Below are 22,378 nucleotides of genomic sequence, written 5' to 3' on the forward strand. Positions count from 1 at the left end.
CGGCGCCGATGGCCGCGAATCCGCCTAAGAGCAATCCCCTCATGACTCCACGGTCGTGGCGCGCGGCCTCGCGGAGTATCGGAGAAGAGCCCCAGCGTCCCCTGAACCGTCCCCTAGTACTTTGGTGGCGCCGACCCCTGAGACCAGCCCACGACCTGCGCGTTCGCGACCCCGGGTAGGGCCTGCCGGATCAGGGGGGCGGGGGCGGGCCTCAGCCCTTCGCCGGGGGCGCGTCGAAGTAGGCGCGCACCACGGTGGTCCCGGCGCGGGTGTGGATCCGGACCAGGTCGCTGAGCAGGTTGACGATGAGCAGCCCGCGTGAGCCCGCGATGTGCGGGGCGACCGGCCTGCGGCCGGCGAGCGGGTCGGTGATGTGGCCGGTGTCGCCGACCTCGCACACCAGCCGGTCGCCTTCGCGCCACACGCGCAGGAGACCGGCGCCGCCGCCGTGGTCGAGGCTGTTGGCGCCCAGCTCGGCGACGACCAGGCGGATGTCGTCGAGCCGGTCGCCGGTGAACCCCATCGCGGCCGCCGCGTCGGCCGCCAGGGCGCGGGCGCCGGCGAGGTCGCCGCGGTCGAAGCGGAGCGCGACGTGCTCGGCCGGTTCGCCGAGCGGCCGGTTGTGGCCCTCGACGACGGCGTGCGGGGCGTAGCGGGGGCTCGGCCGCTCGCCGTCGGCGTCGCGCAGCACGGGGTGGGTCAGCTCCGCCTCGCGGAGCACCTCGGCGTCGAGGCCCTCGGCGTCGTACGGGCACAGGATCGTGAGGGCGCGGCCCGCGAACGCGACGTTGATCAGAGCCTCGTGCTGGGCGCACGCGGGGTACTCCACGTCGCTGCGGCCCGGCCAGATCGGCTCTCCGACGATGCGCACGCGGTCGTCACGGTGGCGGTCGGCGAAGTCGAGCAGGACCGCCGGGATGATGCGGCCGGGGTTGCGGCCCTCCGCGGTCATGTCGAGCATCAGGACACGGTCGGCGGCGGGACCCAGCTCCCGCCGCAGCAGCTCCAGTTTGGCGGCGGGAACGGCGACGGCGACGGGCTCGCCGGCGGCCAGGCCGTCACGGACGAACCCCGCGACGGCGGCCGTGTATTCCCGGTCGCCTCGGTAGAAGAGGGCGGGATGGGTGAACGGCTCAGCGAACATCGTCCTACAAGCTACCCGGCGTCGACGACTTCAAGTCCCGCCGATAGCACCTCTTTCCGGGCGAGGGGATATCGGCCCGCCGATGGGTATCCCTTGGTCGTGAAGAGAGATCAGATCGTTCGGCGACCCCGTAGGCCGCGCCCCACGCACTCCCTGGATCTGCGCACCCCGACCGGCCGGCTCCTCCCCTTCTAGCTTTGCTGTCCCTATGCTCATTCCATGTCGGATTTGCAGATGCGCGCCTCGGACGAGGACCGGGAACGCATCGCCCAGCAGTTGCAGCAGGCGTTCACCGAGGGCCGTCTCGACCAGTTCGAGCTGGAGGAGCGGCTGGAGAAGGCGCTGAGCGCCAAGGTCCACGGGGATCTGACCGGGCTGGTGGCGGACCTGCCCGGTCAGGCCCCGTCCGTGCGGGACGTGGTGACGCTGGAGAGCACCCACGACCACATCAAGCGCGCGGGCGACTGGGCCGTCCCCCGCCGGCTCCGGGTCGTCTCCAAGCACGGCGGGGTCCACCTCGACTTCTCCGAGGCGGTCGTCCCGCACCAGGTGGTGGAGGTCGAGCTGGACCTCAAGTACGGGTCCGCGAAGATCATCCTGCCGCAGGGGGCCTCGGCCGACGTCGACGGCTACCGGAGCGACTGGGGCACCACGACGGTCGCCGACGTGCCGGGCAGACGGCAGCCCGGCGTCCTGCACGTGGTGATCACCGGGCGGAGCAAGTTCGGCGCGCTGACCGTCCGCTATCCCCGCAAGCGCTGGTTCACCCAGTCGTGAAAGGCGGCGAGGTGGTGCTCGCTGGGCACCAGCACGCCGCCCGACCGGTAGGCCCGCGAGGACATCCCGGGCTGGGTCCGCTCGCAGGCGTCGAAGTCCTGCTCGTTGACCCGGTGGAAGAGCTCGACCGAGCGTGACAGGTCGGCGCCGGAGGCCACCACGTCCGGGTGGTAGAGCCAGTCGCACTCCACGACCGTGCGGTCGGCGGCGAGCGGGAACATCCGGTGCACGATGACGTGGTCGGGCACGAGGTTGACGAACACCTGCGGCTTGACGGTGATCGCGTAGTAGCGCCGGTCCTGTTCGGCGGAGACGTCGGGCAGCCTGCCGAACCCGGGGCCGCCGTCGACGGTGAAGCCCTGCACGCGTTCGGCGAACTCGGCGCCGTGGCCGACGTAGTACTGCGCGGCGTACCCCCCGGCGAACTCGGGCAGCACGGCCGTGAGCTCGGGGTGGATGGTCGCGCAGTGGTAGCACTCCATGAAGTTCTCGACGATCAGCTTCCAGTTGGCCCGCACGTCGTAGCGGATGCGGCGGCCCAGGGCCAGTTCGTCGGTCCGGTAGTGGCCGATGGCGGCCGGGTCGCCGAGCCGTTCGGTCGCGGCGTGCACGACCGTGTCCTCGAACGAGGGCGGCCGGTCGGCGAGGCAGACCCACGCGTAGCCGAGCCATTCGCGCAGCGCCACCGCGATCAGCCCGTACGCGACGCGGTCCACGTCGGGCATCTTGACCAGGTTGGGCGCGGCGGCCAGCCGGCCGTCGAGGTCGTAGGCCCAGGCGTGGTAGGGGCATTTGAGCGTGCGCTTGACCTCGCCCGTCTCCTCCATGCGGACGCGGGCGCCGCGGTGCCTGCAGACGTTCAGGAAGGCGCGCAGGGCTCCGTCGCGGCCTCGTACGACGATCACGCTCTCCCTGCCGACCTGGACCGTCCTGAAAGCTCCGGGCCTGGGCAGCTCGTCCGACCGGAGGGCGCAGAACCACAGCGCCTCGAAGATCTTGGCCTGCTCCGCCTCGAACTGCGCGGGATCGGTGTAGGAGCGTCCGGGCAGCGTGGAGATCAAACTCGAGGTGCTGGTCAACCGACACTCCCTGTTGCGTATTACGCACCGAGTTGCTCTATATGCGACATAGTCGGGTCGGCCTCCGGGTGTGTCAAGAGGGATCGGACCGTCTCGGCCGCGCCGGCGCGCCGCCGCTTTCCGTCGGCTTGACGGCGGCGGGGTTTAGCAGCGTGCAAGCGGTGATCAAGATCCCGCCCATAATGTGCCTTTGTCCCTGAAACTACGAAAGGCACAACCATGACACCCCCACGCCGTCGCCTCGCTCTCGCGTTCGCGACGTTCGCGCTTGCCGGCCTGACGATCACCGGGTGCGGCGCCATCGGTCAGGCGGTGGACTGCAACACCGCCGCCGCCGAAGTGACCCCGATCCTGAACGAGTTCTCCACCGCGATGACCTCCGCCGCCGCCGACCCGAAGGCCGCCGAGGCCGCCGGCCAGGAGGCCGCCGCCAAGGTGAAGACCCTGGCCGGCAACTACGACGGCGAGGTGGGCGCCGCGCTCAACGACCTCGCCACCGGCCTGGACGGCATCAAGATCGACGGCTCTGACCCGGCCGGCTCGCTGGAGTCGGTCAACAAGCTGCAGGGCTTCGTCACCAAGATCCAGCAGGCCTGCGCCTGACACCCCGCCTCCCGGGGGCAGCGCCCGACTGCCCCCGGTCGCCCGTCAGGTGGCGGTGGCCGCGTTCGGCGGGCGGGAGGCGATCCGGGCGGCGATCGACCGCTCCCAGGACTTGAGGAAGTCCCCGTAGCCGTCGGCGAACCCACGCAGCTCGCGCGCCCCCTGCGGCGACAGGGCCGTCAGCTCGTACGCGACCTCCACCGTCGTCCCGCCCCGGCCGTCGTCCACGGCGGTGACCGTCACCGTGCCGGCCCGCGAGCCGGGGGTCACCCGGGCATAGCTGATCCGGCTCTCCTGCCGGTCGACCACCACCCAGATCGTGCGTTCGCCATGGGAGTCGGTCTCGAACACCGTGCCGGGGCGGGAGTCGTCGGCGGCGGGCACGGGGAAGCGCGGACGCCAGCCCTTGATCCACTCCTCCTCGCCGCGCGGGGTGAACAGGCGCAGCGCCTCCGGCGGGGGCAGCGCGACCGGCACCTGCCCGGTCAGCGCGTAGTGCGCCGGGCTCACCGGTCGACCAGCCGGTGAGCGTCCTCGGCGGTGAGCGTCAGACCGTAGACGGACTTGAGCTGGGCGATCTTGTCGAGGGTCTCCTCGGAGAACGGCGCCCGCCCCTCCAGGGCGTGGAGCGTGATGCCCTCGACGAGGTCACCGAGCGACATGTCGAGATACTCGGCCAGCCCTTTGAGGACCTTGAGCAGGTTCTTCTCCACCCGGAGACCGGTCTGGGTTCGCTCACTTGGTACCACGGTAACAAGATAACACGGTCACGCCCGGCCGGCCGCTTCCGCGTAGGCCCGGTCGAAGCCCGCGAGCACGGCGGGCCACGAACCGGCCGCGGGCGGGTTGTCCCGGTTGTGGCGGCTGATCCGCTCCCGCAGCTCCCGATCCGCACAGAGCCGCGCCACGGCCTCGGCGAGGGCGTCGGAGTCCCGCCCGAGCAGCCCTTCCGTGCCGTGCTCGACGAAGTCGGCCACCCCGCTCTGCGTCCGCGCCACCACCGGCAGCCCGGCGGTCCTGGCCTCCAGCGCGGCGATGCCGAACGACTCGCGGGGCGCCGGCGCCACGAAGACGTCGGCCGACTCCAGCACCTTCGCGATCCGCTCCCTGCTGTAGCGGCCGGGCAGCGACACCCACCCGCCCATGCCGCGCCTGTCCAGATAGCGCTCCATCGCGGACCTGGCCGGGCCGTCGCCGACCACCGTGGCCCGCAGCGGGATCCCCGCGGGCACCCGCGCCCGCGCCTTCTCCAGGATCCGCAGCAGGCCCACCGGATGCTTGCGCGGCGCCAACCGGCCGACGGCCACCACGTGCACCTCGTCCCGGGTCTCCCGGCCGCCCTCGGGCAGCAGCCGCCAGCCGGACAGGTCGAGGCCGTTGGACACCACCCGCACCGGCACCCCGGCCCCGGCGACCCCGCGGATCGGCGCCGCCGCCGCGCTGCTCACCGTGGTGGCCACCAAACCCCAGCGCTGCCACCCGTACAGGAGCTTGAGCAGCCGGTAGAGCGCCCGCGTGACCGGGTCCCACATGCTGTGGACCGTCACCACGCACGGCAGCCCGAGACGCACCGCGGCGCGCACCCCCATCCACGCGAACGGCGAGACCGCGCCCATGTGCACGTGCACCACGTCGGGCCGGGACAGCGCCAGCCGCCTGGTGAGCCCGCGCACCCCGCGCGGGTGGACCGGCAGGTCGAACGGCATCCTGGCGACGATGCGGTGCACCCCCTCCAGCGGCTCGCCCCGGGTGGCGGTGGCCACCTCGACGGCGTGGCCGGCCTCGCGCTGCGTCCGCACAAGATCGGCGACCTGCACCTCGATCCCTCCGAGCCGCGGCAGGTAACAGTCGCTCACGTGAAAGATCCGCACCTCGCCCAGACTAATCTGGGGCTGTGCCTCCACGTACCGCAGTCTTCTTCCACGCGCATCCCGACGACGAAGCCCTGCTGACGGCGGGCACGATGGCGATGCTGGCGGCCGAGGGCCACCGCGTGGTGCTCGTGGTGGCCACGGCCGGCGAGCGCGGCCTGGCCGACCTCGGACCGGGCGAGGCCCTCGGCGAGACCCGGATGAAAGAGCTCTACCAGTCGGCCGCGGTGCTCGGCTGCGCCCGGGTGGAGTGCCTGGGCTACGGCGACTCGGGGCTGAGCCCGAAGGGCGGCGTCGCCGACGAACGCCCCGACAACGCGTTCATCGACGCCGACACCGAGAAGGCCGCCACCGCGCTCGCGGAGATCCTGCGCGAGGAGGAGGCCGGCCTGCTCACCATCTACGACCCGGCCGGCGGCTACGGCCACCCCGACCACGTGCAGGTCCACCGGGTGGGCAAGCGGGCGGCGGAGATCGCCGGCACGCCGATCGTGCTGGAGGCGACGGTCAACCGCGACCCGCTGCTGCGGTTGCTGCGCATGGCGGGCAAGGTCTACCGGTTCCCGCCGGAGTTCGACGTGCGCACCTTCGAGAGCGCCTACGCGGCGGGCGAGACCATCACCCACCGGGTCAACGTGCGCCGCTACGCCCGGCAGAAACGGGCCGCGATGGCCGCGCACGCCTCCCAGGCGACCGGCGGCGACAGCGACCGCACGCTGGCCGTGATGCTCAAGGTGCCGGGCCCGCTCTACCGTCTGGTGTTCGGCACCGAGTGGTACGTCCGGCGCGACCTGCCGGCCGGCACCCGCGTGCGTCACCCTTTCGACCCGGGGCCGAAATAGTACGCCGGAGGGATCCGGGCGCTCCGCGCAGCCGACAGACTGGGACCCGATGAAGAACAAGTGGCTCCAGATCTCACTGTCCGCCCTGTCACTGGGCCTGGCGGTGGTCCTCGTCGTGTACCTGCCCCAGATCGTCCGGGCGCTGACCGGCAAGGACGTCTCCTGGCGGGAGATCTGGGCCGTGTTCGGCACGCTCGGCGCCGGCACGATCGCGCTGATGACCGCGCTGTGGCTGCTCAGCCTGCTGGCCTACACGTTCGTGCTGACCGGCTCCCTGCCGGGGCTGGGGCGCCTTCAGGCGCTCACGCTCAACGCGGCGGGCAGCGCGGTGAGCAACCTGCTGCCGTTCGGCGGCGCCGCCGGGGTGGCGCTGACGTTCGCGATGGCCAGGGGCTGGGGCTTCGGCAACCGCGCGATCGTGGTCATGACGCTGGTCAGCGGCGTGTGGAACACCTTGTTCAGGTTCGTCCTGCCCGCCGTGGGCATCATCGCGCTGCTCATCGCGGGCCGGGTGCCCGACGCGCGGGTGGCCAACGCCGGCTGGGCGGGCGCGGTCTCGATCCTGGTCCTGGTCGCGGTGGTGGCCGTGGCGCTCTACTGGGACCGCGCCGCCGCCGTGCTGGGCCGCGGGCTCGACTTCCTGGTACGGGTCGTCCGGCTGCGGGTGCGGCCGTCGGAGGCGTTCCACCGGCTGCGGGCCGACACCGCGGGGATCATCAGGACCCGGTGGCTGCCGCTGTCGGGAGGCATGGTCGCGTTCCTCGGCCTGCAGTGGGCGATCATGGTGGCCTGCCTGGTCGCCACGGGCGCCTACCCGGGCCTGGCCGAGTCGATCGCGGTGTTCGCGCTGTCGCGGGTGCTGACGACCGCCCTGGTCACGCCCAGTGGGGCCGGCATCATGGAGGCGGGGGTGGTGGTCCTGCTCACCACCGCGTTCGGGGTGCCGCTCGCCCCGGCCACGGCCGCCGCGCTGCTCTTCGGCTTCTGGACTTACACTGTCGAGATCCCGTTCGGTGGCCTCGCGCTCGGCGCGTGGGCGCTCCTGCGCAGGCGCGACCGCCGTGATGCCGCCGCGGAGCCCCCGTCCACGATCTCGAAGGCCCCCAGGTGACGATCAGAAACATAACGCTCGATTATCAACCACGGGCCTTGTGCGTGATTCGGAAGCCCGCATAGCGTGGCGGCTGACATGGTGGCGTTCCGAGTTCTGGGGCCAGTCGAGGCGTACGAACACGACGACGAGCTCGACCTCGGCGGGTTGCGGCAGCGGGCCGTCCTCGCCCGGCTCCTCGTGGCCAGAGGCCAGGTCGTGCCCGTCGACACCCTGCTCTACGACCTGTGGGCCGACGACACGGCCAAGGGCGCCCAGTCGGGTCTGCAGGTCTACATCTCGCGGCTGCGCCGCGTGCTGGAGCCGGGCCGTCCGCGCGGCGGGCCCAACCGGCTGCTGGTGACGGTCGCCTCCGGCTACGCGCTGCGGGTGGCGCCCGACCAGGTCGACGCGCTCCGGTTCGAGCAACTGGTCCGCGCGGCCGGCGAGCACCTGGAGGAGGGTGACCCGCAGTCGGCGCGCGGCCGCCTGGAGAAGGCGCTCGGCCTGTGGCGCGGCACCCCCTACTCCGACTTCGCCGACCAGCAGTGGGCCGAGGCCGAGGTCAACCGGCTCGCCGAGCTGCGCCTGGTGGCGCGCGAGCGGCACGCCGACACCGGCCTGCGCCTCGGCCAGCCGGCCGAGACCGTGCCCGACCTGGAGGCGCTGACCACCGAGCACCCGCTGCGCGAGGAGGGCTGGCGGCTGCTGGCGCTCGGCCTCTACCGCTGCGGCCGGCAGGGCGACTCGCTGGCCGCGCTGCGCAGGGCGCGCGGCATCCTCGCCGACGAGCTGGGCATCGACCCCGGCCCGGCGCTGCGCAAGCTGGAGTCCGACATCCTGGCCCAGTCGCCCGAGCTCGACCTGGCCCCGCCGCCGCGCCCGTCCAGGCCGGTCCCGGTGGCCGACACCTGGCCGCCCCGCCCGGCCACGCCCGTCGAGCCGCCGCCGCTGGAGCCGGAGCCGTTCGTCGGCCGCGACGCCGAGCTGTCCAGGCTGACCACGGCCGCCGCCCGCACCGGCCGCTTCCAGGTGGCGGTCGTCACCGGCGTCGCCGGCGCGGGCAAGACCACGCTGCTCCGCCAGCTCCAGAGCAGGCTGTCCGCCGACGGCTGGACGGCCGCCTCCGGCGCCTGCCCCGACTCCAGCGCCACCCCGCCGGGCTGGGCGTGGGTGGAGATCCTGCGCACGCTCGTCGGCGTGACCGGCGCCGGCGAGTACGCCGCGTTACTCGCCCCGCTGCTGGACGACGCCGCCCCCGACCCCGACGACGACGAGGTGTCCGGCGGCTTCCGGCTGCACCGCGCCGTCGGCGGCTACCTCGCGGGCGTGGCGAGGCGCTCGCCCGTCCTGCTCACGCTCGAAGACCTCCACTGGGCCGACGACCAGACGCTCGCGCTGCTGCGCGCGCTGCCCAGCCTGCTGGCCACCAGCCGCGTGCTGCTCGTGGTCACCTGCCGCGAGAGCGAGCTCGACGACAGCCAGGCCGACGTGCTCGCCGCGCTGGCCCGCCTCGGGCCGGCGCGGGTGTCGCTGTCCGGGCTCGACCCGAAGGCCGTGGCGCAGCTCGTCCGCGCCACCTGCGTGCGCGAGATCGAGGACGACGCGGTCGAGTCGATCGTGGAGCGCACCGCGGGCAACCCGTTCTTCGTGCGCGAGACCGTACGCCTGCTCGACGCCGAGGGCGCGGCCGATCGGGCGAGCGCGGCCGAGGTGCTGTCGCAGGTGCCGTCCGGGGTGCGCGACGTGCTGCGGCGGCGCATCTCCCGGCTGCCCGCGGGGGCGCAGCAGATCCTGCTGCAGGCCGCGGTGATCGGCCGGGACGTGGACGTGGACGTGCTGGTCGACGTGGCCGGCGACGAGGACGCGGTGGTGGAGGCCGTGGAGGCGGCGCTGCTGGCCGGCCTGGTGACCGAGCCGGGGCCCGGCCTGCTGCGGTTCGACCACGACCTGGTGCGCGACACGATCTACTCCGACGCCTCGCGGCTGCGCCGCACCCGGTTGCACGCCGCCGTGGCCGCGGTGATCGAGCGGCGCGCCCCGTCCGACGTGGCGGCGCTGGCCCACCACTACTTCCTGGCCGACGCCGCCGAGAAGGCGGTCCACTACGCCGGGCTGGCGGCCGAGCAGGCCGAGCGGCGCTTCGCCCACCGCGAGGCGGCCACGCTGTGGGAGCAGGCCATCGCCGCGTTCGACCGCACCGGCGGCGACACCAAGCAGCGCCTGCAGCTCATGCTGCGCCGCATCAAGGCGCTGGCGCTCTGCGGCGACATGTCGGCGGCCCGGCTGCTGCGACGCGAGGCGATGGACTCCGCGCTCCCGCTCGGCGACCTGGAGCTGACGGCCCGGGTGGCCGCGTCGCTGGCGGTGCCGCACAAGGGCATGGCCCGCGACTTCACCCGCACCGCGTGGGAGATCGTCGACATCACCGAGCGGGCGCTGTCGGAGCTGCCGGAGGGCGAGCAGTCGCTGCGCGCCAGCCTGCTCACCACGCTGGCGCTGGAGCTGGAGGGCTCCTCCTCGCCGGAGCGGGGCCGCCAGGCGTCGCTGGAGGCGCTGGAGGTGGCCCGGCAGAGCGGCGACCCGGCGCTGATCGCGGTCGCGCTGAGCGCCCGGCTGCGCCAGTCCTACGACATCCCCGCGGTCGACACCCGCGAGAGCATCGGCCGCGAGCTGCTGGAGGTGGCGCGGCGCTCCGGTCAGATCGCCACCCAGGCGCTGGCCCATCTGGTGCTGCTGGAGTGCTCGGCGGCGCGCGGCGAGTTCGCGGTGGCCGACGAGCACGCCGCGGCGGCCGACCAGCTGGCCCGCCAGTACGACCTGCCGGCGCCGGCCGCGGTGCACGCCTGGTACGTCGGGCTGCGGCGCATGATCGCCGGCGACTACCCCGCGGCCGAGCGGGCCTACCGCGACGCGGCCCGGCTGACCGCCAGGGCGGGCATGCTGGAGGGCCGCCAGGACCTGCCGCTGATCACCACGTTCTGCCTCCACCTGGTCGACGGCCGGGCCTCGGAGATGGTCGAGCTGTTGGGCGAGGCCCACCAGCGCGGCGCCAAGTGGACCCTCGACGCCTACGCGCTGGCGCTGGCCTCGGCGGGCCACCAGGCCGACGCCAAGGCCGTCGCCGCGGTGCGCCCGCCGGTCCGTCCCGACTTCCTGTACGAGCTGGCCATGACGTGGCGGGCGCTGGCCGGGATGCTGCTCGACGACCGGGAGCGGATGGTCGACTGCTACGACAAGCTCAAGCCGTTCGCCGACCGGGTCGCGGGCGCCGGCACCGGCGTGGTGGCGCTGTGGCCGGTGGCGCTGACGCTCGGCGACCTGGCGATCCGGGTCGGCCAGCCCGAGGCGGCCCGCGACCACTACCTCAAGGCGCTGGAGGTGGCCCGGCGGGTCGGGGTGCCGCGGTGGGTGGAGGCGGCGGAGCGCTCGGTCAGCAACTCACCCGGAAACGGTCGCTCTTGATCGTCTTGGCGCCCTCGGCGGCCAGCTCGACGCGGTACCAGCCGGGGTTGCCGGAGATCGTGGCCTCCCACTCTGCCGTCTCGCGCGCCCCGGCGAAGCCGGAGTGGTCGACGAGGTAGGTGCGCCAGGTCCTGGCCGACGGGCTCCAGCGGGCCAGCTTCCAGCTGTAGGAGACGGTCCGGCCGGCGTCCGGGTTGACCAGGATGGTGCGGGCCACGAACGTCTTCACGCAGCCCGGCTCGGTGGGCAGCGCGCCGACGGTGACCGTGCCGGCGGCGAGCGCCTGCGCGGCCGGCTCGGCGGTGACCGGCGTCTCCCGCGCCGACAGGGTCGCGCCGGTTGCCGGGGCGGGGGCGGAGTTCGCGGTGCCGTAGGCCGACAGCCCGGCGTAGGCTGCGGTGAAGGCCAGGGCAGCCACCGTGAACTTGACCGCGCTCACCGCACCGCCCGCCAGGACCGCTCCGCTTCTCGTCGCCATCGTCATCCACCTCTTTCGCTCACTTCAGGTGTACTGGGAGGTGGTTGACCGCGGCTTGCAGGCCGGTATGGCAGCCGCTTGCAAGCTGAAGTAAGGTAAGCCTGACCTAACGATTGGGGGTGGAGTCCGCCATGAAGCACCTCCCGCTCGTCCTGCCTGCGCCGGCCGAACCGTTCTGGCTCGGTCTGCCGTACTGGCTGGTGGGCGTCATCCTCATGATCGCCCTGTTCGCGGTGTTCCAGGTCTACTACTGGGGCGGCCGCCGGCTGGGCGAGAAGCTGTACGAGTCGCGCGTCGGCGAGCGGATGGGCCGGGAGCGGATCGCCAGAGTCGAGCGGATCGTGGAGAAGTGGGGGGCTCTGGCCGTCTACGGCTGCTTCTGGGTGCCCATGCTGCGCCACACGCTGCCCTGGGTGGCCGGGGCGCTGCGGGTGTCCTATCCCTGGTACGTGGTGGCGAGCGCGCTCGGCTGCCTGACCTGGGCGCCGTTGTGGTGGTTCGGGGGCATGGTCGCGCTCGGGGCGTGGCTGCGGCTCGCCGCCCAGTCACCGGTCCTGGCGGCGCTGGTCGCGGTGGCCGTGGTCGCCGCGGTGGCGGCCTACATCGCCTGGCGGCGCAGGAAGCGGGCGAAGCGGGAGACGCTGGCCGCCTGACCTCCTTGTCGGCATGTTTCACCGGATCGGCGGCCTTGTGATGTCACCATGGTGCGCATGCGCATCGCCGTTCTCGCAGGGTCCGCCCTGGTCGCCCTGGCCGTAGGGGTCTCCGCCACGCCGCCGGCCGTCGCCGCCGAGGCCCCGGCCGTGGGCGCGAAGCAGGCCTTCGTGATCGACTCCACCGGCACGGTCCACTTCGGCAAGCGCGAGACCGCCCGGGTGCCGGTGGCCAGCCTGGTCAAGGTGATGACCGCGTACGTGGTGCTGCGCGAGGCGAGGCTGACGGAGGTCGTCACGGTCACCGCGCAGGACGTCCGCTACGCCGCCAGGGGCGGCGCGGCGACGGCGGGCCTGCGCGCCGGCGAGCGGCTCACGGTCAGGGACCTGCTGTACGCGCTGATGCTGCCCTCCGGCGCCGACGCGGCGAACGCGCTGGCCCGCGCCTACGGGCCGGGCAAGCCCGCCTTCATCGCCAAGATGAACGGCACCGCCAGGCGGATGGGCCTGCGCGACACCTTCTACACCAACGCCGACGGGATGCCCACCCCGCGCGACGGCGGCTACTCCACGGCCGCCGACCAGGCGCTGCTGGCGCGGTACGCGCTGGAGATCCCGGCCTTTCGGACGGTCGTGGGCCGCGAGACGCACCGGGTGGCCAAGACGGCGCTGCACCCGGCGCACACCTGGCGCAACACCAACAAGCTCCTCGGCCGGGCCCCCGGCGTCGTCGGGGTCAAGACGGGCTACACCCGCAAGGCGGGGTACTGCCTGCTGTTCGCCGCTCAGCGTGACGGGCGTGAGGTGATCGGGGTGCTGCTCGGCGATCGCGACGAGCGCCGGTTCGCGACCGCCGAACGGCTGCTGGAGCACGCCACCGGGCGGGTGGTCCTCGGCTGAGGTTCAGCCGGGGCTCAGCACTCCACGACCGGGTCGAGGCGGTCGGCGGTCCAGCGCAGCGTGTGCGCCAGGCGGACCCTGACCCGGGCCCGCTCCCGATGCGGCAGCACCGGCGCGTCCGGCAGCGCGGCGTGCGCCGACTCCTGGTGTCCCATCGCGGTCCGGTAGGCGAGGACCTGCATGGCATCCATGAAACCCTCCTTCTTAATCCATTAAGACCTTAATCGATTAAGAGGTCACGTGCAAGAGATCCGCTACGGTGGGAAGATGGCCAGGGTCACACTGCAGACGATCGCCGATCGGCTGGGCGTGTCCAGGGCGACGGTGTCCTACGCCTTCTCCCGGCCCGACCAGCTCAGCGACGACCTGCGGCGGCGCATCCTCCAGGTCGCCGACGAGCTGGGCTACGCCGGCCCCAACGCGGCCGCGCGCTCGCTGCGCCTGGGCCGGGCCGGCGCCGTGGGGCTGCTGTTCAGCGAGACCCTCGCCTACGCCTTCGCCGACCCGTACGCGCTCGGGTTCTTCCAGGGGCTGGCCACCGCCGCCGAGGAGGCCGGGGTCGGGCTGCTCATCCTGCCGTTGCCGCGCGGCGGCACGCGCACGCCGCCGGTGCTCGACGCGGTGGTCGACGCCTTCTGCGTGGTCTCGCTGCCCGACGGCCACCCGGCGCTGGCCGAGGTGCTGTCGCGCAGGCTGCCCGTGGTGGTGGTCGACGAGCCGTACGTGCCGGGCCACCCGTTCCTGGGCATCGACGAGCCGGCCGCCGGGGCGCGGGCCGCGCGCCACCTCATCGAACTGGGCCACCGGCGCATCGGCGTGGCCATGGTGGGCCTGCACGGCGACGGCCGGACGGGCTGGGCCGACCCGGCCCGTCAGCGCGGGGCGGTGTTCGAGGCGATGCGGGGGCGGCGCTCCGGCTACGAGGCGGCCTGTGTCTCGGCGGGCGTCGACTGGGCGTCCGTGCCGTTCTACGAGCTGGCCAGGAACTCGCGTGCGGCCGGCAGGGAGGCCGGCCACGCGCTGCTCGGGCGCACGCCGCGGCCGACCGCCATCCTGGCCAACACCGACGTGCTGGCGCTCGGCATCCTCGACGCCGCCGCCGACCTCGGGCTGGACGTGCCCGGCGACCTGTCGGTGGTGGGGTTCTCCGACAGCGCCGCCGAGGAGGCGGGGCTGACCACGATCCGGCAGGCCAAGCAGGAGATCGGGGCGGCGGCGGGACGGCTGCTGCTGGAGCCCCCGGACGAGCCCGAGCGGCTGCTCTTCCCCCACGAGCTGATCGTCCGCGCCTCGACCGCACCGCCGCGCCCGTAGCCGGCCAGTCAAGTGGCGCAAAGGGCAGGTTTTCACATCATTGCCCGTCATTGACCCTTGTTGCGCGGTACGCGTAGTTTCGAAGATCGCAGTGCCGATTTTCCGAGGGGGACGTGATGGGGACGACGGGCGTGGCGATCGTCGGGTGCGGCAACATCGCCCAGCGGTACGCGACCCACCTGGCCGCCTACCCGGAGATCGACCTGCTCGGCGCGCAGGACGCCGACCCCGAGCGGGCCCGGACGCTGGCCGCCGCGCACGGCGCGCGGGCGTACGAGACCCTGGACGAGCTGCTGGCCGACCCGGGCGTCGAGATCGTGGTCAACCTGACCGCGCACAAGGCGCACTACGAGGTCATCCGCCGCTGCCTGGAGTCCGGCCGGCACGTGCACAGCGAGAAACCGCTCGCGCTGCGGTACGAGGAGGCGGCCGAGTTGGTGGCGCTGGCCGGCGAGCGCGGGCTGCGGCTCGGCGCCGCCCCCGCCACCTTCCTCGGCGAGTCCCAGCAGACCGCGCTCAAACTGCTGCGCGAGGAGGCGATCGGCCGCGTGCGGCTGGTGTACGCGGAGGTGAACTGGGGCCGGATCGAGGTCTGGCACCCCGAGCCGGTCGGCTTCTACGAGGTGGGCGCGCTGTTCGACGTGGGCGTCTACCCGCTCACGATCGCCACGGCCGCGCTCGGCCCGGCCCGCCGGGTGACCGCGTTCGCCTCCACCCTGCACCCCCAGCGGACCCGCCTCGACGGGACGCCCTTCACCCTGACCACGCCCGACTACGTGGTGGCGAACCTCGAGTTCGACGGCGGCGTCCAGCTCCGGCTCACCTGCGACTTCTACGTCGACGGGCACAACACCAGCCAGCACGGCATGGAGTTCCACGGTGACGACGGGTCGCTGCTGCTGCGCGGCTGGCACGACTTCGACGCGCCGCTGGAGATCAGCGCCTTCCGGGAGCGGCCCCGGCCGGTGACGCCGCTGCGCGAGCCGTACCAGGGGGTCGAGTGGGGCCGGGCGGTGCGCGACCTCGCCGCCGCGATCCGTGAGCGGCGGCCGCACCGCGCCACCGGCCAGCAGGCCGCGCACGTGGTGGAGATCCTCTGCGCCGCGCGCACCTCGTACGAGAAGGGCGGGACGGTCGAGCTGACCAGCTCCTTCGAGCCGCCGGCGCCGATGAGCTGGGCCGAATGAGGGTACGGCACCCACGGTAAGGGTCACGAGGGGGCGTGAGATGGCGATCAAAGTCACGGTGTGGGGCGAGAACCGCCACGAGCGGCACGAGGAGGACGTGCGCCGGCGCTATCCCGAGGGGATGCACGGCGCGATCGCGGCAGGGCTGGCCGAGCACCTCGGCGCGCGGGTCCGCGTCCGCACCGCCGTCCTGGACGACCCCGAGCACGGGCTGTCGGACAAGGAGCTGGCCGAGACCGACGTGCTCACCTGGTGGGGTCACTCAGCCCACGAGGAGGTCGCCGACGAGGTGGTCGAGCGGGTGCGGCGGCGGGTGCTCGGCGGCATGGGGCTGCTGGTGCTGCACTCCGGCCACTACTCCAAGGTGTTCCGCTCCCTGATGGGCACCACGTGCACCCTGAACTGGCGCGACGCGGGCGAGCGCGAGCTGGTGTGGACCGTGGCGCCGGGCCATCCGATCGCCGAGGGGGTGCCGCGCCCGATCGTCGTCCCGGAGCACGAGACCTACGGCGAGCCGTTCGGCGTTCCCGAGCCGGACGAACTGGTGTTCATCAGCTCGTTCGAAGGCGGCGAGGCGTTCCGCAGCGGCTGCTGCTACCGGCGAGGGCTGGGCCGGATCTTCTACTTCAGCCCCGGCGACCAGAAGTATCCCGTCTACCACCATCCTGACGTGCGGCGGGTGCTGGCCAACGCCGTGCTGTGGGCGGCCCCGCCGGCGGGTGTCGGCGAGCCGCTGGACAACGCCCACACCCCGGTGCGGTGGTAGGCGGAATCTTGGGGGTCGATTCCGCCGGGGACATTCCGCGATGGAACGGAGACAGACAGGAATCACATCATTTGTCACAAAAACTCTGAAATTTCATCCTTTTTCCTTTTCGGTTGCCCGGAGGAAGCGCTATCCCTAGTATTGCGGCTTGTGAAAATTCACATGATCACAGCATTGGCCGCTCTGACCCTTCCTTTCTCCGCCACCGCGGCCGGCGCCGCCGTGGACCCGATCGAGAGTCCCGAGCTCACCGCGAACGACCTCTACAAAACGGGTCCGCTCCCCCGGACCAAGTGCGCGGAGAAGCGCGTCAGGTCCGGTGACAAGAAGCAGGCCAGGGCCTACATCAACGGCATCATCGCCTGTCTCGACAGGACGTGGGGCGCGCACCTGAGCAGGGCCGGCCTGGCCTTCGACAAGGTACGGGTCAAGCACGTCAACCGGGTTCCGAAGAAGTACTGCGACTTCGACTACTCCAAAAACCCCTCGCAGATGCTGTATTGCGACAGCACCCAGACGATTATGGTCCAGCTCGGCAAGGACTGGCTGGAGGGCCCGGACGACCTGTGGCTCTTCCACCACACCGCGGCCATGTACGGCTACCACGTGCAGAATGTCGTGGGCATCGCGGACGCCCACGAAGACGAGCCCTACGACCGCAGATCCGAGCTGCTGGAGCAGGCGCGCCGCTCCAGCCTGCAGGCCGACTGCCTCAGCGGCGCCTTCCTCAAGAGCGTCTGGCCGCTGAAGGGCCGCTCGTCGCGTGACTTCCGCGAGCTGCTGAGCCTGATCGAGGGCGACGCGCGCGGCGAGGAGCGCTGGTACGGCAAGACGGCCAACATGCGCGCCTGGATCAAGCGCGGCTTCGCCTCCGGCGACCCCAGGTCGTGCAACACCTGGGCGGCGTCATCCTCCCGGGTGGCCTGAGACGGGCGGCTTCAGGCGGGCGGCTTCAGGCGGGCGGCCCGAGAGGGGCGGCCCGAGAAGGGGACTCACCGCCTGCGCATCAGGTTGTGGCAGGCGATGGCGGCGGCGGCCACCACGTTGAGCGAGTCCACCCCGGCGTCCATCGCCTCCGGGCTCATCGGGATGCAGACCGGCTCGTCGGCCTCGTGCAGCCACCTGGACGACAGGCCGTCGCCCTCGGCGCCGAGCAGCAACGCCACCCGGTCACCCAGCTCGGCCTCGTCGAGCGGGGTGGCCGCCTGGTCGGGGGTGAGCGCGAGGGTGCGGAAGCCGGCCGCGCGCAGCTCGTCCAGGCCGGTGTACCAGTTGTCCATGCGGGCGTACGGGATCGAGAAGACCGCCCCCATGGACACCTTCACCGCGCGCCGGTAGAGGGGGTCGGCGCAGCGGGGCGAGAGCACGACCCCCTCCACGCCCAGCGCCGCCGCGCAGCGGAAGATCGCGCCGACGTTGGCGTGGTCGACGATGTCCTCCAGGACGACGAGCCGGGTGGCGGACCCCAGGAGCGAGGCGGCGGACGGCAGCGGGAGGCGGGCCATGGAGGCGAGGGCGCCGCGGTGGATCCGGAAGCCGGCGACGGCCGACATGACCTCGTCGCTGACCACGTACACGGTGGCGTCACCGAGGACGTCGGCGAGCTGCGGGAGCCAGCGGCGGGTGGTCAGGACGGACCGGATCGGGTAGCCCGCGCCGACTGCGCGCCTGATCACCTTCTCGCCCTCGGCCAGGAACAGGCCGCGCTCGGCCTCCAGGCTCTTGCGCAGTTCGACGTCGCGCAGCCGGGTGTAGTCGGTCAGGCGGGGGTCGGCGGCGTCCGTGACGTTCTCAAGCACGTTCCGATACTGCCATGAGCCGCCTGACCTGCCAGACCACCGCGTAGCACGCCAGGACCAGGCAGAGCCCGACGACGGTGCCCGCGCCGACCTTGGTGATGACGCCCGGCAGCCCGAAGGCGGGGTTGGGCTCGTGCAGCCGGGGCCAGGCCAGCGCGCCGGCCACGATCCCCACCACGCTCCAGGTCAGGACCGTCCAGCGGGCCCGGGCCGGGAGGCGCAGGTCGGCGGGCGGCGGCACGGGCGCCATCCTGGACAGGCCCCGCCAGGTCCACCACACGACGATCGCCAGCCCCACCGCGGACGAGACGTACTGCAGCACCCGGAACAGCGGCAGCACGCCGAGCACGGTGACCGACAGCCACGCGCCCCACTCCCCCGGGCCGGTGGAGTGAGTGAAGGAGTCCCACGCGACGTGGGTGGCCGAGCCGATCAGGCCGCCGGCCACGATGGCGGGCACGCCGCGGACGAGCTCCGGCCAGCTGGGCCGCAGCGTGGCGGCGCGACCGGCCAGCCCGGGCGGCAGCAGGGCGAGGAGCGGATCGCGGAGCAGCCCGTGGAAGAGCACCAGCAGGATCAGCACCGCCGCCAGGTCCACGGTCACCACGCCCCGCCAGGAGTGCCAGTCGCTGTAGTCGGGCAGCATCGGCAGGAAGATCGGCAGGTCGGGCACCATCGCCCCGAGCGCCAGCGCCCACGGGTCGGCGAAGCGGCGCAGGCGGGACGAGGAGATGAACGGCAGCACCGCCGCCATGTGGCTGGGTGTGAACGGCACCGGCCCCCCTCAGCGTGACTGCTTGATCATGACATACCCACGCGTTTGGCTTTTCCAGCCCCGAGCGTCTATGGTCACGCTCTGTAGTGAATGAGATACGCAACGTCGCCGTTGGGTCGGTGGCCTGGAGAGCGCGGAGGGTCGGCGATGCCTGATCAGCGGGTTCATGAGCATCCGGCCGCGTCGGCCGAGTGGCTGCGGGCGGCGCGTCACGCTCGGTGGCTGTCGGTGGTCACGCTCGTCTGGCTCGGCGTGGAGAGCACGCTGGGTCTGGCGGCCGGGTTCGGCGCGCACTCGGTGGCGCTGATCGGGTGGGGGCTGGCGGCGCTGGTGGAGGCGCTGGCGAGCCTGATCGTGGTGTGGCGCTTCACCGGGGCGCGCACGCTGTCGAGGACGGCCGAGCACCGGGCGCGGCGGGCCGTGGCGGTGAGCTTCTGGCTGCTCGCCCCCTACCTGGTCCTGCACGTGGGCCACGACCTGGACGCGGGGCACCGGCCGCAGGTGAGCGTGCTCGGCATCGTGGTGACGGCGGTGAGCCTGGTCAGCATGCCGGTGCTGGGCGTGGTCAAGCGGCGGCTCGGGGTGCGGCTGGGGTCCGGCGCGACCGAGGGCGAGGGCACCCAGAACATCATCTGCGGCGCCACCGCCGCGGGCGTGCTGGCCGGGCTGTGGCTCAACACCTTCGGACTGTGGTGGGTCGATCCCCTCGTGGCGCTGGCCCTGGCCGTGGTCGCCGTCCGGGAGGGGATCCGGGCCTGGCGGGGTCACGTTTGTCACCACTGATGATGACCTTGAGTGATAAGTGCACTAAAAGAGGTGTTTTGCCCCAGCAAGCGTACCGAGTATCGTTCCCCGGGTATCGCGGAGTACCACCCGCCAGGGTCTCCGGACCAGCCAGGCGATCAAGAACACCAAGAGGACAGCCGTGGGGCGACACCGCACAGACGACTTCGACGGCGGCTACCGAGCCCAGGATCCAGCCCCCCGCAGCTCGCGCAGACGGGCGCGTGGCGGGCGGGGACGCGTGCTCGTACCGCTCGCCGGGGCCGTGGCGCTGTCGGTGCTGCTGGGCGTCGCGGCCTTCGTCATCTTCAACCGCGAGCACGACTGCTCCGACGGCACGCTGCCGCTGCGGGTGGTGGCGAGCCCCGACGTCCAGCCGGCGCTGAGCAAGATCGCGGGCACGTACACCAAGGCCCTGCACTCGATCGACAGCAAGTGCGTCGAGGTCACGGTGGTCAAGGAGACCTCCGTGAAGGCGGCGAGCGCGGTCGCGGCCGGGAAGTTCGCCGGTGACGTCTGGGTGCCCGACTCCAGCCTGGTCCTGAGCCGGCTGGAGTCGGCCGGCGGACCGGCGGAGGCGGCGGTCCCCCAGCCGGCCGGCTCGATCGCGAGCTCGCCGGTGGTGCTGGCGACGGCCAGGTCCTCGGTGGCCAAGCTGGAGGGCGCGCTCACGCCGAGCTGGTCGACCCTGGTGTCGGCGGCGAACGCGGCCGACCCCGACGGCCCCGGCAAGAAGGTGCGCGTGGTCGCGCTCGACCCGCAGAAGAGCTCGGCCGGGCTGGCGGCGCTCATGGCCGCCTCCGGCGTGGCCGGCGAGACGGGCCAGACCAAGGCGCTGGTGGGCGCGCTCAAGCGGCTGTCCGGCCAGGTCGCGGCCGACTCCGCCGCGCTGCTGGCCAGCCTCACGGTCAAGACCGGCGGCAAGGTGCCGATCGGCGTCAGCTCCGAGCAGGCCATCCACACGCACAACGCCAAGAAGCCGGAGACCCCGGCCGTGGCGCTCTACCCGGCCGAGGGCACGCTCAGCCTCGACTACCCGTTCACCGTCCTGACCAAGGACCTCGCCACGCAGAAAGCCGCGGCGGACTTCCGCCAGGAGCTGTCCAAGGACTCCGCGCTCAAGGTGCTGCGGGCGCAGGGCTTCCGCGATCCCGACGGCAAGGCCGGCGGCGCGCTGTCGGAGGACAAGGGCTTCGCCCCCGCGGCCCCCAAGGCGCTGCCCGCGCCGGACGCCAAGACGGTGGCCACCGTCAGCCAGACCTGGAGCAGGCTCAACCTCGGCACCCGCCTGCTCACCCTGCTCGACGTCTCCGGCACGATGGCGCTGCCGGTGCCCGGCACGAACCTGACCCGCATGCAGGCCATCAGCAAGATCGCCACCGAAGGCCTGGCGCTATTCCCGCCGGACTCGGAGATGGGCGTGTGGATGTTCTCCACCCACCTCGACGGCCGGGGCAAGGACTGGAAGGAGGTCGTCCCGGTCGGCCCGCTCACCGAGAGCATCGACGGCGCGCTGCGCAAGGACGTGCTGGCCAGAGAGCTGTCGACGGTGCAGGCCAAGGCCACCGGCGACACCGGGCTGAACGACACGCTCAAGGCCGCCTACACCGAGATGACCAGGACGTACGCGCGAGACCGGATCAACACGCTGCTGATCCTGACCGACGGCGCCGGCAACGACGATCCCGACGGCGGCGTCGGCAACGCGGAGATCCTGCGGTTCCTGGAGGAGACCTACGATCCGCAGCGGCCGGTCAGCATCCTGCTGATCGCGTTCGGCCCCGAGGCGCAGGCGGGCAAGAAGCAGATGGACGCGGTGGCCAGGGCCACCGGCGGCGAGGCGTACATCGCCAAGGACCCGCTCCAGGTGCGCGACTTCTTCCTTCAGGGGATGGAGCGCCGGCTGTGCACGCCGGACTGCGACGGCTGACACACCAGTCACATCTGACCCTGTTTTACCTGGTTAAGGGCACTTAGCCGGAATCTGGCAACCCGCCGCAGGGCAGGGGCGTCCTCTACGCCGGGGATGTCCTTGTCACCCGCGGGGAGGTACACGTGCCCGGATGGCCGGCGGTCGACCGCGCCCACGATCTGGAACTGGTGGCGGCGCTGCGCCGCGGCGACCGGGGGGCGCCGGAGCGCCTGTACGACGCGTACGGCGACCGGCTGCACGACTACGCCGCCTCGCTCCTGGGGGACCGGCGGGCGGCCGACGCGGTGCACGACGCCGTGGTCACCGCGCAGGGGTGCGCGGACCGGCTGCGGGAGCCGGCCAGGTTACGCGCGTGGCTGTACGCGCTGGTGCGCTTCCAGGCCATGGCCAGGCTGGGCTCCCGTCGCGTGGCCGCGGCGCCACCGGACGATCCCGACGACGCCGAGCTGGCCGAGGTCGTCGCGGTCACGCTGGGTGAGCTGCGCAGGAGCGAGCGGGAGATCCTGGAACTGTCGCTGCGGCACGGGCTCACGCCCGCCGAGACCGCCGCGGTGCTGGGGCTGACTTCGCGGCAGGCGGCGAACGGGCTGCGCCGCTCCCGTGACCTGCTGGAGAACGCCGCCGCCGCGGTGGTGCTGGCCAGGACCGGGCGGGCGCACTGCCCGGAGCTCTCGGCGCTGCTGGACTCCTGGGAGGGCCCGCTGACGCCGGTGCTGCGGCGGCGACTGGTCGCGCACATCGGCGGCTGCGAGGTCTGCACCGAGCGGCGGCGCAGGCAGGTGTCGGCGGCGCGGCTGCTGGAGATGCTCCCGGTGGCGTACGCGCCGTTCTCGCTGCGCGAGCGGGTGCTCGGCACCTGCGGGGACCCGGGGATGGGCGACACCCGCACGATGATCGTCGACCGTGGTGACGGCTTCGA

23 protein-coding genes are annotated in these 22,378 nt (G+C 72.7%); 14 read left to right on the forward strand and 9 right to left on the reverse strand.

Annotated features, from left to right (window positions below; all coding sequences use genetic code 11):
• Nucleotides 1–211: 211 nt before the first annotated feature.
• Nucleotides 212–1,144, reverse strand: coding sequence for an anti-sigma factor RsbA family regulatory protein (locus tag OUY22_RS25630; RefSeq protein WP_270157704.1), 933 nt, complete (start codon nucleotides 1,142–1,144; stop codon nucleotides 212–214).
• A 219-nt stretch (nucleotides 1,145–1,363) separates the two neighbouring features.
• Here OUY22_RS25630 and OUY22_RS25635 point away from each other — a divergent pair, with 219 nt between their 5' ends.
• Complete coding sequence (locus OUY22_RS25635) at nucleotides 1,364–1,921, forward strand: DUF1707 SHOCT-like domain-containing protein (RefSeq protein ID WP_270157705.1); 558 nt, start codon at nucleotides 1,364–1,366, stop codon at nucleotides 1,919–1,921.
• On the opposite strand, the gene OUY22_RS25640 is transcribed toward OUY22_RS25635, so the two are convergent.
• Entirely contained in the window at nucleotides 1,888–3,000 is a 1,113-nt protein-coding gene (locus OUY22_RS25640) for an aromatic ring-hydroxylating oxygenase subunit alpha (RefSeq protein WP_270157706.1), read from the reverse strand. The genes OUY22_RS25635 and OUY22_RS25640 overlap by 34 nt on opposite strands.
• 219 nt (nucleotides 3,001–3,219) lie before the next feature.
• Between OUY22_RS25640 and OUY22_RS25645 the strand changes: the two genes are divergently transcribed.
• Nucleotides 3,220–3,603, forward strand: a complete 384-nt coding sequence (locus OUY22_RS25645; protein WP_270157707.1) for a hypothetical protein — start codon at nucleotides 3,220–3,222, stop codon at nucleotides 3,601–3,603.
• 45 nt (nucleotides 3,604–3,648) lie between these two features.
• Here the strand turns inward: OUY22_RS25645 and OUY22_RS25650 are convergent, their stop codons facing one another.
• From OUY22_RS25650 to OUY22_RS25660, 3 genes are read right to left on the reverse strand one after another with little or no spacing between them, the layout of a single operon-like run.
• A complete protein-coding gene (locus OUY22_RS25650; RefSeq protein WP_270157709.1) occupies nucleotides 3,649–4,113 on the reverse strand; it encodes a hypothetical protein in 465 nt (154 codons plus the stop codon).
• Nucleotides 4,110–4,352 (reverse strand): hypothetical protein, encoded by a 243-nt coding sequence (locus OUY22_RS25655; protein WP_270157710.1) that lies wholly within the window; start codon nucleotides 4,350–4,352, stop codon nucleotides 4,110–4,112. Before OUY22_RS25655 ends, OUY22_RS25650 begins: the two co-directional genes overlap by 4 nt.
• Nucleotides 4,353–4,370: 18 nt before the next feature.
• A complete protein-coding gene (locus OUY22_RS25660; protein WP_270157711.1) occupies nucleotides 4,371–5,459 on the reverse strand; it encodes a glycosyltransferase in 1,089 nt (362 codons plus the stop codon).
• Between the two features lie 38 nt (nucleotides 5,460–5,497).
• On the opposite strand from OUY22_RS25660, the gene OUY22_RS25665 reads away from it, so the two are divergent.
• From OUY22_RS25665 to OUY22_RS25675, 3 genes are all read left to right on the forward strand, one after another.
• Nucleotides 5,498–6,316 carry a PIG-L deacetylase family protein gene (locus OUY22_RS25665; protein ID WP_270157712.1) on the forward strand — a complete coding sequence of 273 codons (819 nt, stop codon included), beginning with the start codon at nucleotides 5,498–5,500 and terminating at the stop codon, nucleotides 6,314–6,316.
• Between the two features lie 49 nt (nucleotides 6,317–6,365).
• Complete coding sequence (locus OUY22_RS25670) at nucleotides 6,366–7,427, forward strand: lysylphosphatidylglycerol synthase domain-containing protein (RefSeq protein WP_270157713.1); 1,062 nt, start codon at nucleotides 6,366–6,368, stop codon at nucleotides 7,425–7,427.
• Nucleotides 7,428–7,505: 78 nt separating this feature from the next.
• Nucleotides 7,506–10,871: a BTAD domain-containing putative transcriptional regulator gene (locus tag OUY22_RS25675; protein WP_270157714.1), complete on the forward strand. Its 3,366-nt coding sequence runs from the start codon at nucleotides 7,506–7,508 to the stop codon at nucleotides 10,869–10,871.
• Here OUY22_RS25675 and OUY22_RS25680 read toward each other — a convergent pair.
• Nucleotides 10,840–11,349, reverse strand: coding sequence for a hypothetical protein (locus OUY22_RS25680; RefSeq protein WP_270157715.1), 510 nt, complete (start codon nucleotides 11,347–11,349; stop codon nucleotides 10,840–10,842). The genes OUY22_RS25675 and OUY22_RS25680 overlap by 32 nt on opposite strands.
• A 131-nt stretch (nucleotides 11,350–11,480) precedes the next feature.
• On the opposite strand from OUY22_RS25680, the gene OUY22_RS25685 reads away from it, so the two are divergent.
• Complete coding sequence (locus tag OUY22_RS25685) at nucleotides 11,481–12,002, forward strand: DedA family protein (protein WP_270157716.1); 522 nt, start codon at nucleotides 11,481–11,483, stop codon at nucleotides 12,000–12,002.
• 57 nt (nucleotides 12,003–12,059) lie between these two features.
• Nucleotides 12,060–12,902: a D-alanyl-D-alanine carboxypeptidase family protein gene (locus OUY22_RS25690; RefSeq protein WP_270157717.1), complete on the forward strand. Its 843-nt coding sequence runs from the start codon at nucleotides 12,060–12,062 to the stop codon at nucleotides 12,900–12,902.
• A gap of 14 nt (nucleotides 12,903–12,916) precedes the next feature.
• Here the strand turns inward: OUY22_RS25690 and OUY22_RS25695 are convergent, their stop codons facing one another.
• Nucleotides 12,917–13,093 (reverse strand): hypothetical protein, encoded by a 177-nt coding sequence (locus OUY22_RS25695; protein ID WP_270157718.1) that lies wholly within the window; start codon nucleotides 13,091–13,093, stop codon nucleotides 12,917–12,919.
• Nucleotides 13,094–13,169: 76 nt separating this feature from the next.
• Here OUY22_RS25695 and OUY22_RS25700 point away from each other — a divergent pair, with 76 nt between their 5' ends.
• From OUY22_RS25700 to OUY22_RS25715, 4 genes are all read left to right on the forward strand, one after another.
• Nucleotides 13,170–14,216: a LacI family DNA-binding transcriptional regulator gene (locus OUY22_RS25700; RefSeq protein WP_270157719.1), complete on the forward strand. Its 1,047-nt coding sequence runs from the start codon at nucleotides 13,170–13,172 to the stop codon at nucleotides 14,214–14,216.
• A gap of 116 nt (nucleotides 14,217–14,332) precedes the next feature.
• A complete protein-coding gene (locus OUY22_RS25705) occupies nucleotides 14,333–15,403 on the forward strand; it encodes a Gfo/Idh/MocA family protein (RefSeq protein ID WP_270157720.1) in 1,071 nt (356 codons plus the stop codon).
• A 40-nt stretch (nucleotides 15,404–15,443) separates the two neighbouring features.
• Nucleotides 15,444–16,169, forward strand: a complete 726-nt coding sequence (locus tag OUY22_RS25710) for a ThuA domain-containing protein (RefSeq protein WP_270157722.1) — start codon at nucleotides 15,444–15,446, stop codon at nucleotides 16,167–16,169.
• A gap of 162 nt (nucleotides 16,170–16,331) precedes the next feature.
• Nucleotides 16,332–17,096, forward strand: a complete 765-nt coding sequence (locus tag OUY22_RS25715) for a neutral zinc metallopeptidase (RefSeq protein WP_270157724.1) — start codon at nucleotides 16,332–16,334, stop codon at nucleotides 17,094–17,096.
• 65 nt (nucleotides 17,097–17,161) lie between these two features.
• Here the strand turns inward: OUY22_RS25715 and OUY22_RS25720 are convergent, their stop codons facing one another.
• Together OUY22_RS25720 and OUY22_RS25725 are read right to left on the reverse strand one after the other, a co-directional pair.
• Entirely contained in the window at nucleotides 17,162–17,968 is an 807-nt protein-coding gene (locus OUY22_RS25720) for a TrmH family RNA methyltransferase (protein WP_270157726.1), read from the reverse strand.
• The gene (locus OUY22_RS25725) at nucleotides 17,961–18,743 is read right to left on the reverse strand and encodes a DUF4184 family protein (protein ID WP_270157727.1); all 783 of its coding nucleotides are present in this window, start codon (nucleotides 18,741–18,743) and stop codon (nucleotides 17,961–17,963) included. Before OUY22_RS25725 ends, OUY22_RS25720 begins: the two co-directional genes overlap by 8 nt.
• 147 nt (nucleotides 18,744–18,890) lie before the next feature.
• Between OUY22_RS25725 and OUY22_RS25730 the strand changes: the two genes are divergently transcribed.
• The 3 genes from OUY22_RS25730 to OUY22_RS25740 all read left to right on the forward strand — a co-directional run.
• A complete protein-coding gene (locus tag OUY22_RS25730; RefSeq protein ID WP_270157728.1) occupies nucleotides 18,891–19,526 on the forward strand; it encodes a cation diffusion facilitator family transporter in 636 nt (211 codons plus the stop codon).
• A 241-nt stretch (nucleotides 19,527–19,767) separates the two neighbouring features.
• Nucleotides 19,768–21,456, forward strand: coding sequence for a substrate-binding domain-containing protein (locus tag OUY22_RS25735; RefSeq protein WP_270157729.1), 1,689 nt, complete (start codon nucleotides 19,768–19,770; stop codon nucleotides 21,454–21,456).
• A 125-nt stretch (nucleotides 21,457–21,581) separates the two neighbouring features.
• Nucleotides 21,582–22,378: RNA polymerase sigma factor (locus OUY22_RS25740; protein WP_270157730.1), on the forward strand; the 797-nt coding region annotated here is incomplete at its 3' end.

The organism is Nonomuraea corallina, from assembly GCF_027620315.1.
GTDB lineage: Bacteria > Actinomycetota > Actinomycetes > Streptosporangiales > Streptosporangiaceae > Nonomuraea > Nonomuraea corallina.